Here is a 12,346-nt window from a genome sequence, read left to right as displayed (position 1 = left end):
CCCTCTTCTGCCCATTCCGATAGCCCTTTAGCCTGCGCGCATTCTCTTTTGTTCAGCGAGACCCGATATGAACCCAGCGACCCAGGTGCCCCACGGCACCGCTACAATGACCCGAGGCATGGTGCTGCTATTCGCCTTCTGCTGCGGCGCCATCGTTGCCAACATTTACTACGCCCAACCGATCATCGGCCTGATCGCGCCGGACATCGGCCTGACCAGCACCATGGCCAGCCTGATCGTTTCGCTGACCCAGATCGGTTACGCGCTGGGTTTGTTCTTCCTGGTGCCGCTGGGTGATCTGCTGGAAAACCGTCGTTTGATGATCATCACCACAGTGGTGGCGATTGCCAGTCTGCTGGGCGCTGCGTTTACCGATCAGCCAAATGTGTTTTTGCTGATCTCGCTGCTGGTGGGGTTCAGTTCGGTGTCGGTGCAGATCCTGATTCCACTGGCCGCGCATCTGGCACCAGAGGAATCGCGTGGCCGTGTGGTCGGCGGCATCATGGGCGGTTTGCTGTTGGGAATTCTGTTGGCGCGACCGGTGTCCAGCGTGGTGGCTGACCATTTCGGCTGGCGTGCGATGTTTGTGATTGCGGCGGTGCTGATGGCGGCGATCAGCATCGTGCTGGCGCTGACGATTCCCAAGCGCCAGCCTGATCACAGCGCTTCTTATGGTCAGTTGCTGGGCTCTCTGTGGACTCTGTTGCGTCAACAACCGGTGTTGCGTCAGCGCGCGTTTTACCAGGGGTGCATGTTCGCCACCTTCAGCCTGTTCTGGACCGCCGTGCCGCTGGAACTGGCGCGCAATCATGGCTTGTCGCAAACCCAGATCGCGATCTTCGCCCTGGTCGGGGCCATCGGCGCCATCGCCGCCCCCATTGCCGGTCGACAGGCCGATGCCGGCCACACTCGCATTGCTTCGCTGCTGGCCCTGCTGTTCGCCAGCCTGAGCTTCCTGCCGGCGTTCATCCATCCGGTTTACAGCGTTATCGGCCTTGCCGTCACCGGCGTGGTGCTCGACTTCTGCGTGCAGATGAACATGGTCCTCGGCCAACGTGCGGTCTACGCCCTCGACGCCAAAAGCCGCAGCCGCCTGAATGCGCTGTACATGACCAGCATTTTTATCGGCGGCGCGTTTGGTTCCTCGGTGGCCAGTGCGGTATATGAACATGGCGGCTGGTTGTGGATCGTGATTGTGGGTAGCGCGTTTCCGCTGTTGGCGTTGTTGCGGTTCTTGAGTGTCTCAGAGAAGCGTTCGTTGGCGACGGCTTAAGGCTCCAAAAGCTTTGCCGGATCGTCGCCCGGACAAGCCTCTCTCCTGCCAAGGGGGCGGCTTGCCCGGATTGATGTGTAGCAGATTTTCCGTGCCTCAAATCTTCAACATTCCCCAACCTCTGCCTGCGAATTCCGGATTGTCCCGATGTGTGTTTACTGACGTCGGCAATGGGATCTGCAAACCTTCCGCACGTATCTTTTGTAGCAAGATCTGCACGATTTCGATGGCTGCGTCATACGCCTCCTCAAACGTATCCACAGCGGTCACCGCACCCGGGATGTCAGGTATTTCAATACCGGTTGCAGTTCTCTCATCTCCCCACTCGATAATGATTGGATAGTGCACAGCGGTCCCTCCAGCGAAGCATCACCTTAATGAAGCGCCACTCGACCATAGATACCGGACAGGGTCAGTTCACGTTGTTTTTCAGGATGTGAATGCCCCCATTCCAGCGCGTTGTTTGATCGGTCAGGATGGCCTGATCCGTTACGCCGAGGTCAACCCGGATTACACTCAGCGTCCTGAGCCTGACGCGATGCTGGATGCGATTCGCGGCTGAACCGATCAAATGCCGCCTGAGCCGCGGTATGTTCTTTCAAGGAGTGTGTAATGACCCGACGTACCTTCCTCATCACCGGCGCCAGCAAAGGCATTGGCCGCGCGGTCGCCGAGCACCTGGACCGCGCGGGTCATCGGGTGGTCGGAATCGCCCGATCGCCCGACCTGAGCTTTCCCGGCATTCTGTTTCCGCTGGATCTGAGCGACAGGGCACTGACTCAGGAAGTGCTGGCGGATCTGGCCAGGACTTATGAGTTCGACGGGCTGGTGAATAACGTTGGCCTGGTACGCCCGCAGGTGCTGGGCGAAATCGACCTCGACACGTTCGACGACGTGATGCGGGTCAACCTGCATTCGGCCTTGCAGGCCACTCAGGCACTGCTGCCGAGCATGCGCGCCAGGGCCTGGGGTCGGGTGGTGAACATTTCCAGCCTGACTGTGCTGGGTATTACGCAGCGCACTGCATACGCGGCGGCCAAAGCGGCGTTGATCAGCTTCACGCGATCCTGGGCGTTGGAACTGGCGCAAACCGGCGTAACAGTGAACGCCGTGGCCCCGGGGCCGACCGAAACCGAACTGTTTCGCGCCAACAACCCACCGGGCAGCGAAGGTGAAGCGCGGTATCTGGCCGGCGTGCCGATGGGGCGGCTGGGGCAACCGCAGGAGATCGCGGCGGCGATTGCGTTTTTGTTGTCCGAGCAGAGCGGGTTTATCACCGGGCAAACCTTGTTTGTCGACGGCGGCGCGTCCATCGGCAAAGCCGCGTTCTAACTGAACACACCAATCCCTGTGGGAGCGAGCTTGCTCGCGATGGCGGACTAAACCTCACATCTCTTTTGGATGTGCCGCCATCATCGCGAGCAGGCTCACTCCCACAGGGGATTTCCTAAAGCCATCAGACTGCACAAGGGCTTCGAATGGACCGCCTCGCCGCAATGGAAACCTTCGTCTACGTCGTGGAAACCGGCTCGTTTTCCGCCGCCGCCCGGCGCCTGAATATCGGCCAGCCCGCCGTATCGAAAGCCATTGCACAACTCGAATCACGTCTTGCCGTGCGACTGCTGTTGCGCTCGACCCGAGGCCTGACGCCCACCGAGGCCGGCCTGGCCTTTTTCGAACGCGCCAAGCGTGCCATCGAGGAGTCCGATGAGGCCGACAACGCCGCCCGCGGTGCCGCCAGCGGGCTGACCGGCAACCTGCGCATTTGCGCCGCCGTGACTTTCGGCCGAATACATATCGTGCCGCACCTCGGGCCTTTCCTCGATCAGAATCCAGACTTGAACATCGACCTGATGCTCGACGACCGCAATATCAATCTGGTCGAAGAAGGCGTCGACATCGCCTTGCGCATGGGCGCCCTGAGCGATTCCGGCCTCACCGCCCGCAAGATCGCCGAATGCCGGCGTGTAGTACTCGGCACGCCAGCCTATTTCGAAAAACATGGCGAACCCACCTGCCCGGCTGACCTGTGCAAACATCAGGCAGTGGTCTACGCCCTGGGCGGCGGCGCTAACTGGCAATTTCACAACGCGAACGAAGAACAGTCTGTGATCATCAGCGGCCGAATTCGCGTCAGCGCCGCCGAAGGATTGCGTGAAGCGGTCCTCGCCCACCTGGGGCTGACCATGGCCTCCGAATGGATGTTTGCACCGGAACTGGCCAGTGGTGCAGTCAGGGAAGTGATGACGGATTGGACCCTGCCGAACCAGGATTTGTGGGCGGTGTTTCCTACCGGAAGAATGGCCAGCGCGAAGGCACGGGCGTTTGTGGAGTATGTGCAGGGGTTACTGACAAAAGAGAACTGACACAAACCACAAATGCCTTCTGCCCTACAACACGCAACCATCAAAAGCCACCGTAACCCTGGGCGGCAACTCCCCCCCATGCTCCAGCAACCACGCATCCAGCGTATGCCCGACGTGCGTCAACACCGCCGACGCCGGTTGCAAGTCTTCGATACACCGCAACGCCAGCGTCAGATCATTGTGGTTACGTGGCACCTGAGGTTGTGGCGGCATTGAGCAGTCGAGGACCAGCAGGTCCAGCGGTACTTGTTGCAGCCATTCAGCAGTGGACGGTGGCAAGCCCACGGTGTCGGTCAGGTAGGCGATCCTTCGTCCCTCTCCTTCCAGCACATAACCGAGGGTCGGTCTGGAGTGTTGCAGCGGTAATGCCGTGACGCTGAGCCCGCCAAACTGGCGGGTTTCAAAAGGGCTGAACGGTTGGCTGAAATCGAGAATGCCGGGGTGTTTGTAGAGGTCGGCCAGGCCTTCCGGGTCCACCGGACCGTGAACCGGAATCACCAGTCCCTGGCCCCAGCGTAAGTGCAGCAGGCCTTGGGCGTGATCGGCGTGGTAGTGGGTCTGGAAAATGCCGTTGAAGCTGCGAGGCGGGAAGCGTTCGGTCAGGTCGGGCAGCCCGCTGTCGATCAGCCAGCGCTGGTCGCCGCATTCGATCAGCGCGCTGCACGGTCGACGCCTGAGTCGTTCATCGTTGCGGGCATGAGTGCAGGCCACGCACTCGCAGCCGTAGACCGGCACCTGCCGGGCGTCACCGGTCCCCAGTAATGTCAGGCGCATACGCAATGCTCGTCGATGCAGGCCAGCAGGCGTTCGACCGTGCGCTCCAGCGCTGCAGAGTTATCCAGCAGGTGCACTGCCGGACCGTGATCGGTCAGCAGACGCTCACTGAAACGGGCATTGCGCGCCAGTCGCTGATCAATCTCGGTCACAGACTCTCGTCCGCGCGCCAGCAGTCGCTGGCGTAAAACGGCTTGATCGACGCTCAGCAACAGCACCAACGCGTCTGGATATCGCTGGCGGGTTTGCGGCAGATGAGCGCGCGAACCGTTGACCAGCACGTCCCGTCCCGCTTCCAGCCAGTCGTCGATTTCCCGTGGAATGCCATAGAACAAACCATTGGCGTGCCAGCTCAGGGCAAACGCACCCTGAGCCTCCAGCTCGGCGAACTGTTCGGGGCTGACGCCGTGCGCCGCCTCGCCCACCGCTTCTGCCGAGCGAGTAATGACCCGCCGCACGATGCGACAGCCGCGTTCGGCCAACGGTGTGCGTGCGGCATCCAGCAGGCTGTCCTTGCCCGAACCTGAAGGTCCGATGAGATAGATCAACCTGCCGGCCATCAAAATACCCTCTTCGCTTGGCGCCACACTTGTTGCACCACCGGCAACCCGTCCCGGCTTCTGGCTTGCACCAGGTCCGCGAGCAGTCCGACGGCGATTTCGCCGCGATCATTCAAACCCGCCGCCCGGGCCGGGGCCAGGCTGACCATGCGCACTGCGTGGGCCAGATCACACGAGTTGTCCTGGGCTGCCAGCGCAAACGCCGCTTGCAGCAGGCTGGCCGGGTAGTAATCACTGGAAAGGATATCCAGCAACCCTTCAGCAGCCAGGTCGGCGGCGGCGACGTTACCCGAGTGCGAACCGCCGCGCACGATGTTCGGTGCACCCATCAGCACTTTCATGCCTTGCTGCTGGCTTCCGCGCGCCGCCTCAACGGTGGTCGGGAATTCGGCGATGGTCATGCCGTATCGCGCGGACTCTTCGACATGCGCGAGCGTCGCGTCGTCATGGCTGGCCACCGACAGGCCCCGCGCCAGGCAATGCTCGACAATCGCCGCACGATAGCGCTCGCTGTACTGCCGGGAGTTGGCCATCTGCAAGGTGATGAATTCATCCATCTGCGTCATGGTCAGGTGGTACTTGCCCATGTAGTACTCACGGTACTTGGACTCCAGCACGAATTGACGCTGGCCCGGCGAGTGGTCCATCACCGACACCAGTTGCACCAACGGATGCTCCACCAGGTCGCGGAACACACTCAGGGTGTCCGGATGGCACAACTCGCAACGCAGGTGCAGACGGTGTTCGGCGCGGGTCAGCCCGGCGTCGGAGGCACTGGAGATCGCTTCCAGCATCGCCGGCAATTTCTGCATGCGATTGCCTTTGGGGTTCACGTCACCGATGGACACCGCGTCGAACACCGTGGTGATGCCGGCCGCGATGATCTGCGCATCATGGCTGAGCACCGCCGAAGTCGACGGCCAGTCCACGCCGGGACGCGGGGTCATGTGGCGTTCGAGGTTGTCGGTGTGCAGTTCCACCAGCCCCGGCAACAGGAAATCTCCGTTGAGGTCCTGGGCTTGAGGCAATCGGCTCAGGCCTTCGGTGACGTCGGCGATCAAGCCGTCGCGCAACAGCACGCTGCCAAGGAACACGCGGTCAGCGGTGACCAGTTGGGCATTGCTGAGGATCTGTTCAACGGGCATCGGCGTATTCCTCTTGGTTCACAGCGGCGGGTGTCATATCGAGATGGCGGTCGGCAACCGCCTCGCGGGCGGTGCGGTCGTGGAAGATGCCAATCAAGGCGGCACCGGCAGTTTTCGCTTCGTTCATCAGTTCCAGCACCACCTGGCGATTGATGTCGTCGAGGGACGCTGTCGGTTCGTCGAGCAACATCACCGGCCACCCCACCATGAAGCCGCGGGCGATGTTGACCCGTTGCTGCTCACCACCCGAGAAGGTGCCGGGCGCCAATTGCCACAGACGCTGCGGAATGTTCAGGCGGCTGAGCAGCAATTCGGCCCGCGTCTGCGCCAGTTCTTTCGACCAGCCACGGGCCAGGGCCGGCTCCATCACTACGTCCAGGCAGGCCACGCGCGGAATCACCCGCAGGAACTGACTGACGTAGCCCAAGGTGCGCTGACGCACCTGCAGAACGTCGCGCGGTTCGGCGCCCACCAACTCCAGCCACTGGCCGTCGTGCTGCACGCGAATGCTGCCGCCCGCCGGCAGGTAGTTGCCGTACAAGGTGCGCAGCAAGGTACTTTTACCGGCGCCGGACTGACCGTGCAGCACCAGGCACTCACCGGCTGCCACGGTGAAATCGACCCCGCGGAGCACGTTCAGGACCACGCCGTGTTGCTGGTGCAAGGTGAAGGTTTTCGAGAGGTCACGGACCTCGATCAAGGTATTCATCGCTCGGTTTCCACAGTTGAACGGGGCTTCACGGCTGCAACACCGAAGACACCAGCAGTTGCGAATAAGGGTGCTGCGGATCGTCGAGGACCTGATCGGTCAGGCCGGTTTCCACCACCCGTGAGCGGCGCATCACCATCAGTCGGTCGGCCAGCAAACGGGCGACCGCCAGGTCGTGAGTGACGATCACCACCGCCAGGTCCAGTTCACGCACCAGGCCACGGAGCAAATCGAGCAAGCGCGCTTGCACCGACACATCGAGGCCACCGGTGGGCTCGTCCATGAACACCAGGCGCGGGCTCGACACCAGATTGCGAGCAATTTGCAGCCGCTGTTGCATGCCGCCCGAGAACGTCCGGGGTAAGTCGTCGATGCGCTGCGGGTCGATTTCCACCTGGCTCAGCCAGTCGATGCCTGCCCCGCGCAATTGCTGGTAATTGCGCACGCCTTGGGCCATCAGACGCTCGCCGATGTTGGCGCCGGCCGACACGCCCATGCGCAAGCCGTCGCGCGGGTTCTGTTCGACAAAGCCCCATTCGGTGCGCAACAACGTCCGGCGTTCGGCTTCGCTGGCGCTGTACAGGTCCAGCCATTGGCCCTGCTTGTCGCGGTAACCGATGCTGCCGCGCTGCGGTGGCAGGCGTCCGCTGAGCAGCGACAACAAGGTCGATTTGCCCGAGCCGGACTCACCGACAATCCCCAGCACTTCACCGGGATACAGGTCGAAGCTGACGTCCTGACAACCCTTTTCCGGCCCATACAGCAGCGACAAATTACGCACCTGCAACAGCGGCTCGGCCGTGGTCACGGACAGATCATTTTTCAGCGCCTGGTTCATTGGCCCTGCTCCTGCTGGCTGACGCGCTGGGCGCAGTAATAGGTGTCGGAACAGACGAAGCTCTGGGTGCCGGCGTTGTCGAGAATCAACTCATCGAGGAATGAATCAGCGCTGCCGCAAATGGCGCAGCACTCCTCCCACTTCTGCGCTTCGAAGGGGTGATCCTCGAAGTCGAGGCTGGTGACCTTGGTGTACGGCGGCACCGCGTACAGGCGCTTTTCCCGGCCGGCACCGAACAGCATCAGCGCCGGGCTCATGTCGAGTTTCGGGTTGTCGAATTTGGGGATTGGCGACGGGTCCATCACGTAGCGTTCATCGACCATCACCGGGTAGGCATAAGCGGTGGCGATGTGGCCGAAGGTGGCGATGTCTTCGTAAAGCTTGACGTGCATGACCCCGTAATCATTGAGGGCGTGCATGGTCCGGGTCTCGGTTTCCGAGGGTTCGATAAAGCGCAGCGGCTCCGGAATCGGCACTTGGTAGACCATGATCTGATCGGCGTGCAACGGGGTTTCCGGGATGCGGTGACGGGTCTGGATCACTGTCGCGTCCGGTGTGCTTTCAGTTGTCGCAACGCCAGCGGTGCGAGCGAAGAAGCGGCGGATCGACACCGCATTGGTGGTGTCGTCCGCGCCCTGGTCGATGACTTTGAGCACGTCATCGGCACCGAGAATCGCGGCGGTCAATTGCATGCCGCCGGTGCCCCAGCCGTAAGGCAGCGGCATCTCGCGGCCACCGAACGGCACCTGATAACCGGGGATCGCCACAGCCTTGAGCAAGGCGCGACGGATCATGCGTTTGGTCTGTTCGTCGAGGTAGGCAAAGTTGTACGCCGCGTCACGTACGGCCACCTGAGTCAGGTCATTCATGGCTGTGGCCCTCGGCAGGCTTGCGCAGTTTGCGGATCAGTTCCAGTTCGGCCTGGAAGTCCACGTAGTGAGGTAACTTGAGGTGCGACACAAAACCGGCAGCCTCGACGTTGTCGCAGTGCATCAGCACGAACTCCTCCTGCTGCGCCGGCGATACGATCTCTTCGTTGAACTCGCCAGCGCGCAGCGCGCGGTCGACCAGCGCCATGCCCATGGCCTTGCGCTCGGCATGCCCGAAGGCCAAACCGTAGCCGCGAGTGAACTGCGCCAGCTCGGTGGCCGAGCCGACAAACTGGTTGACCATCTCGCACTCGGTGACTTCGATGCTGCCCAGATTGATCGGGAAACCCAGTTCTTCGGGGTCGATCCAGACCTCGACGTCACCGATGCGAATTTCCCCGGCGAACGGGTGGTTGCGGCCATAACCGCGTTGCGTGGAATAACCCAGCGCCAACAGAAAACCTTCATCGCCACGGGCCAGTGCCTGCAAACGTTCGGCGCGGCTGGCCGGCAGCTCCAGCGGGTCGCGGGTGATGTCGGCGACGCTGTCGCTGTTGTCGGACTCGTTCTTGATCAAGCCTTCCTTGGCCAGCAAACCCAAGACTCGCGGGCACGGTTCGAGGCTGGCGTTTGGCGTGATCTGCGGCCCCGGGTATTCGCCCTCGGCGAGCAAGGCAAAGTCCAGCAAGCGATGGGTGTAATCGAAGGTCGGCCCCAGCAGTTGCCCGCCCGGCACATCCTTGAAGGTCGCGGACAGGCGCCGGCTGAGCTGCATGTCGGCCGTATCGATCGGCAGGCTCGGGCTGAAACGCGGCAACGTGGTGCGATAGGCGCGCAGCAGGAAGATCGCTTCCACCAGGTCGCCCGCCGCTTGCTTGATCGCCAGTGCGGCGAGCTCTTCGTCGTACAGCGAGCCCTCGCTCATCACCCGCGCCACGGCCAGCGGCAGTTGCTGGCGGATTTGCTCGACGCTCAGTTCTGTGACCGAGGTATCGCCCCGGCGTTTTTTCGCCAGTAGACAGTGGGCATTGTCGATGGCCTGTTCGCCACCCTTGACGGCTACGTACATCAGGCACGCTCCTGTGCTGCGTGGGCGACCCGCGTGCTGCGCGGCAGGCCGATAAGGTCATGGCCGGCGGTGAAAAACAGATCCAGCCCACGGGGGAATTCGTTGCGCTGCTCGCGCTCGCGCCAGACGCGGTCCGGCAGCGGCAGCGGCAGGCAGACCACGTGTTCAGTCTCGATCCCCGGTCCGCGCCAGGCCAGCCCTTCTCCGCCGTCGAGCAATGGCAGTTGAACCAGCAAGGTGCAGGACTGATCCGGGTAGCGATCATTGCCACTGTCGAAGCCGCTGAGGTCGAGCAAGTCGGCGTCAGCGAGCAAGGCAAACCGTGCGTTCTGCCGATCTGCGGTCAGCGGGCAACCGCAATGGAACGCCAGGTTGGCGCGGATCACCGGTGTGTCGAAGGACGGCGCCAGCCACAGCGGCGTATCGACATCCAACAGCGCCAGGCACAACGCGTAGGTGGCCGGCGCCAGACCTTCGATGCCCGGAATGTCGTGCAATGTCTGGATCAATCCGGGGCCGGCCAGCGCCTTCAGTGCCGCGCGAAAACCGCGTTGGGCATCCAGCACCGGGTCGGTGAAGGCCGGTTGCAACAGCTGTGCGCTCATCAGTTTTCTCCTCGCACGAGGGTGAAGAATTCGACTTTGGTGGCGGCGGTTTCGGCCGCTTTCTGCGCCCGGCGTTCGGCCTGGGCAGTCGCCAACGGCGTGATCATTTCCGCCAGCCAATGGCGCTTTTGCGCGCCCTGCAAATGCGCGTCGGCCAGCGCCGCCAGTTCGGCGTGCACCTTGTCGCGCCCCGCCAGGTAGCTGAAACCGGTACGACCGTCGGCCAGACGCACCACGCAGCGGGTCACGCTCATTTCGCCGACGTTGAACGGCGCACCGTTGCCGCCCATGCGCCCACGCACCAGGGTCATGCCTATTTCCGGCGCGCGGATCAGTTGGTATTCGACGTCACGTAGCGCCGCTTCATGGGGCTGCAATTCACTGCGTCGGGCGCGGGCCAGCACGCCGATCCAGTGTTGCCGTTCGGCGTGAGGAGCAAGAAGGCCGTGAATTGAGTCGTGCATTGAGTTCTCCATCAGGTGACGACCTGGTACTGGAAGCGATCCGAACGGCTGGTGGACTGGGCCAGCTCCACCGGGTGGCCGTCGCGGTCGCGGGAAAGGGTGAACACACTCAGCGCCGGCAAGTGCCGGGGCATCATCAGCAACGCGGCTTCGTCGCGGCTGGGCAAACGGGCGCCGATCAGGCTCAAGGTGCGGGTCAGCGGCATGTCGCGTTCGCTGAGGTATTGGCGCAATGAACCGCCGGTGTAGTCCGCCAGCAACGGCGCGTGACTGGCGCAGTAGCGATGACGGATCAGGCTGACCGGCTGGTGATCGAGCTTGCGCAGGGTTTGCAATTCGATCATCGGCGCCATCTCAGCGATGCCCAGGTGTTGCGCTTCTTCACGGCTGGCGAAGCAGTAGCGGCGCTTGAGCAATACCGCCTCAACGCCGAGCCCCTGTGCGGATAACGACTGGCTGTAAGCGCTGTCGGCGGCCATCGGATAAATCAGCGGCCGCTCCAGCACTTGCGTGCCTTTGCCCTGGCGGCGCAACAGGCTGCCTTCGAACACCAGTTCATCGATGGCGCGGCGCAAGGTATGGCGGTTGACGCCGAAACGTTCCGCCAACTGGACCTCGGCCGGTAGAAAGTCCCCGGCCTGATAATCCGCCAGCTCACGGCGCAGGATGTCGGCCAATTCGCGGTACACCGGCTCATCTTGTCTAGACAACTGCATGCTTAAAAAAAAGCGCCCAGGGGCACCCCTCCGAAATTCAGATGAACTGCTTGCGCAGGCGTTGCGACAGGATGTCGATCAGGCTCACCACGACGATGATCACCAGCAGCACCGCACAGGTCTGTACAAACTGGAAGGCGCGGATGTTCTCCCAGAGAATCACCCCGATGCCGCCGGCACCGACCATTCCCACTACTGTCGCGGAGCGCACGTTGGCTTCGAAGCGATACAGCGCGTAGGACACCCACAGCGGCATCACTTGCGGAATCACTCCGTAGATCACCTCTTGCAAGGCACTGGCTCCGGTGGCGCGAACCCCTTCGACCGGGCCCGGATCAATCGCCTCCACGGCTTCGGCGAACAGCTTGGCGAGTACCCCGGTGGTGCTGATCCACAGCGCCAGAACACCGGCAAACGGACCCAGCCCGACCGCCACGACGAACAACATCGCGAAGACCATTTCGTTGATCGAACGGAAGGCGTCCATGACCCGGCGCAGTGGTTGGTGAATCCACCATGGCGTGATGTTTTCGGAACAGAGAATGCCCAGCGGCACCGAGCAGACAATCGCCAGCACCGTGCCCCAGAGGGCGATTTGTACGGTGACGATCATTTCCTTGAGGTACGCGCGCCATTCATGAAAGTCCGGCGGGAAGAAATCCGCGGCGAAGGTCGCCATGTTCCCCGAGTCGCGGTACAGCGCCATCGGGTTCATCTCGGCGCCGTGCCAGGCCCAGGTCAGCAAGACCAGGAACAGGCCCCAACCGAGGTACTGCGGCCAGGTGCGCTTGCCGACAGCTTCAGCGTGAAGAGTGGTCATGAGGGTTCTCTTGAAAGCAGCTTTGAAAATGCTTGGCACCTAAGTAGCGCCGAGTGCAAAACCTGTGGGAGCGGGCTTGCTCGCGAATGCGCAGTGACATTCACCGTTGATGTCGACTGACACACCGCCTTCGCGAGC

At 62.3% G+C, this 12,346-nt stretch carries 15 protein-coding genes and 1 pseudogene; 4 read left to right on the top strand and 12 right to left on the bottom strand.

From position 1 onward, the window contains the following. Nucleotides 1-67: 67 nt before the first annotated feature. Nucleotides 68-1,273: an MFS transporter gene (locus tag ACYZTZ_RS05360; protein WP_461997454.1), complete on the top strand. Its 1,206-nt coding sequence runs from the start codon at nt 68-70 to the stop codon at nt 1,271-1,273. Between the two features lie 99 nt (nt 1,274-1,372). On the opposite strand, the pseudogene ACYZTZ_RS05355 reads toward ACYZTZ_RS05360, so the two are convergent. Then, nucleotides 1,373-1,621: pseudogene (locus ACYZTZ_RS05355) on the bottom strand (type II toxin-antitoxin system HicB family antitoxin); the annotation flags it as partial. A gap of 88 nt (nt 1,622-1,709) precedes the next feature. Between ACYZTZ_RS05355 and ACYZTZ_RS05350 the strand changes: the two are divergent. The 3 genes from ACYZTZ_RS05350 (at nt 1,710) to ACYZTZ_RS05340 (ending at nt 3,639) form a co-directional block, all read left to right on the top strand. Then, the gene (locus tag ACYZTZ_RS05350; RefSeq protein ID WP_461997453.1) at nt 1,710-1,835 is read left to right on the top strand and encodes a hypothetical protein; all 126 of its coding nucleotides are present in this window, start codon (nt 1,710-1,712) and stop codon (nt 1,833-1,835) included. A 50-nt stretch (nt 1,836-1,885) separates the two neighbouring features. After that, on the top strand, nt 1,886-2,605 hold the full coding sequence (locus tag ACYZTZ_RS05345; RefSeq protein ID WP_461997452.1) for an SDR family oxidoreductase: 720 nt from the start codon (nt 1,886-1,888) through the stop codon (nt 2,603-2,605). Between the two features lie 146 nt (nt 2,606-2,751). After that, nucleotides 2,752-3,639 (top strand): LysR family transcriptional regulator, encoded by an 888-nt coding sequence (locus ACYZTZ_RS05340; RefSeq protein WP_461997451.1) that lies wholly within the window; start codon nt 2,752-2,754, stop codon nt 3,637-3,639. A 24-nt stretch (nt 3,640-3,663) separates the two neighbouring features. Here the strand turns inward: ACYZTZ_RS05340 and phnP are convergent, their stop codons facing one another. From phnP to phnE, 11 genes are read right to left on the bottom strand one after another with little or no spacing between them, the layout of a single operon-like run. Further along, the gene (phnP, locus tag ACYZTZ_RS05335; protein ID WP_461997450.1) at nt 3,664-4,413 is read right to left on the bottom strand and encodes a phosphonate metabolism protein PhnP; all 750 of its coding nucleotides are present in this window, start codon (nt 4,411-4,413) and stop codon (nt 3,664-3,666) included. Continuing rightward, entirely contained in the window at nt 4,404-4,973 is a 570-nt protein-coding gene (gene phnN / locus ACYZTZ_RS05330) for a phosphonate metabolism protein/1,5-bisphosphokinase (PRPP-forming) PhnN (RefSeq protein WP_461997449.1), read from the bottom strand. Before phnN ends, phnP begins: the two co-directional genes overlap by 10 nt. Further along, a complete protein-coding gene (locus ACYZTZ_RS05325) occupies nt 4,973-6,118 on the bottom strand; it encodes an alpha-D-ribose 1-methylphosphonate 5-triphosphate diphosphatase (RefSeq protein WP_461997448.1) in 1,146 nt (381 codons plus the stop codon). The genes phnN and ACYZTZ_RS05325 overlap by 1 nt, the downstream gene beginning before the upstream one ends. Continuing rightward, nucleotides 6,108-6,827, bottom strand: coding sequence for a phosphonate C-P lyase system protein PhnL (phnL, locus tag ACYZTZ_RS05320; protein WP_461997447.1), 720 nt, complete (start codon nt 6,825-6,827; stop codon nt 6,108-6,110). The genes ACYZTZ_RS05325 and phnL overlap by 11 nt, the downstream gene beginning before the upstream one ends. A gap of 28 nt (nt 6,828-6,855) precedes the next feature. Next, complete coding sequence (phnK, locus tag ACYZTZ_RS05315) at nt 6,856-7,665, bottom strand: phosphonate C-P lyase system protein PhnK (RefSeq protein ID WP_452627637.1); 810 nt, start codon at nt 7,663-7,665, stop codon at nt 6,856-6,858. After that, on the bottom strand, nt 7,662-8,534 hold the full coding sequence (locus ACYZTZ_RS05310) for an alpha-D-ribose 1-methylphosphonate 5-phosphate C-P-lyase PhnJ (RefSeq protein WP_461997446.1): 873 nt from the start codon (nt 8,532-8,534) through the stop codon (nt 7,662-7,664). The genes phnK and ACYZTZ_RS05310 overlap by 4 nt, the downstream gene beginning before the upstream one ends. Further along, complete coding sequence (locus ACYZTZ_RS05305) at nt 8,527-9,603, bottom strand: carbon-phosphorus lyase complex subunit (protein WP_461997445.1); 1,077 nt, start codon at nt 9,601-9,603, stop codon at nt 8,527-8,529. Before ACYZTZ_RS05305 ends, ACYZTZ_RS05310 begins: the two co-directional genes overlap by 8 nt. Continuing rightward, a complete protein-coding gene (phnH, locus tag ACYZTZ_RS05300) occupies nt 9,603-10,208 on the bottom strand; it encodes a phosphonate C-P lyase system protein PhnH (RefSeq protein WP_461997444.1) in 606 nt (201 codons plus the stop codon). Before phnH ends, ACYZTZ_RS05305 begins: the two co-directional genes overlap by 1 nt. Then, nucleotides 10,208-10,672, bottom strand: a complete 465-nt coding sequence (gene phnG / locus ACYZTZ_RS05295; RefSeq protein ID WP_461997443.1) for a phosphonate C-P lyase system protein PhnG — start codon at nt 10,670-10,672, stop codon at nt 10,208-10,210. Before phnG ends, phnH begins: the two co-directional genes overlap by 1 nt. An 11-nt stretch (nt 10,673-10,683) precedes the next feature. After that, nucleotides 10,684-11,388, bottom strand: a complete 705-nt coding sequence (phnF, locus tag ACYZTZ_RS05290; protein ID WP_461997442.1) for a phosphonate metabolism transcriptional regulator PhnF — start codon at nt 11,386-11,388, stop codon at nt 10,684-10,686. Between the two features lie 37 nt (nt 11,389-11,425). Continuing rightward, nucleotides 11,426-12,208, bottom strand: a complete 783-nt coding sequence (gene phnE / locus ACYZTZ_RS05285; RefSeq protein WP_461997441.1) for a phosphonate ABC transporter, permease protein PhnE — start codon at nt 12,206-12,208, stop codon at nt 11,426-11,428. Between the last annotated feature and the right edge of the window lie 138 nt (nt 12,209-12,346).

This window comes from Pseudomonas sp. LB3P58, from assembly GCF_054897895.1.
This window is presented reverse-complemented; position numbering and strand designations above follow the sequence as displayed.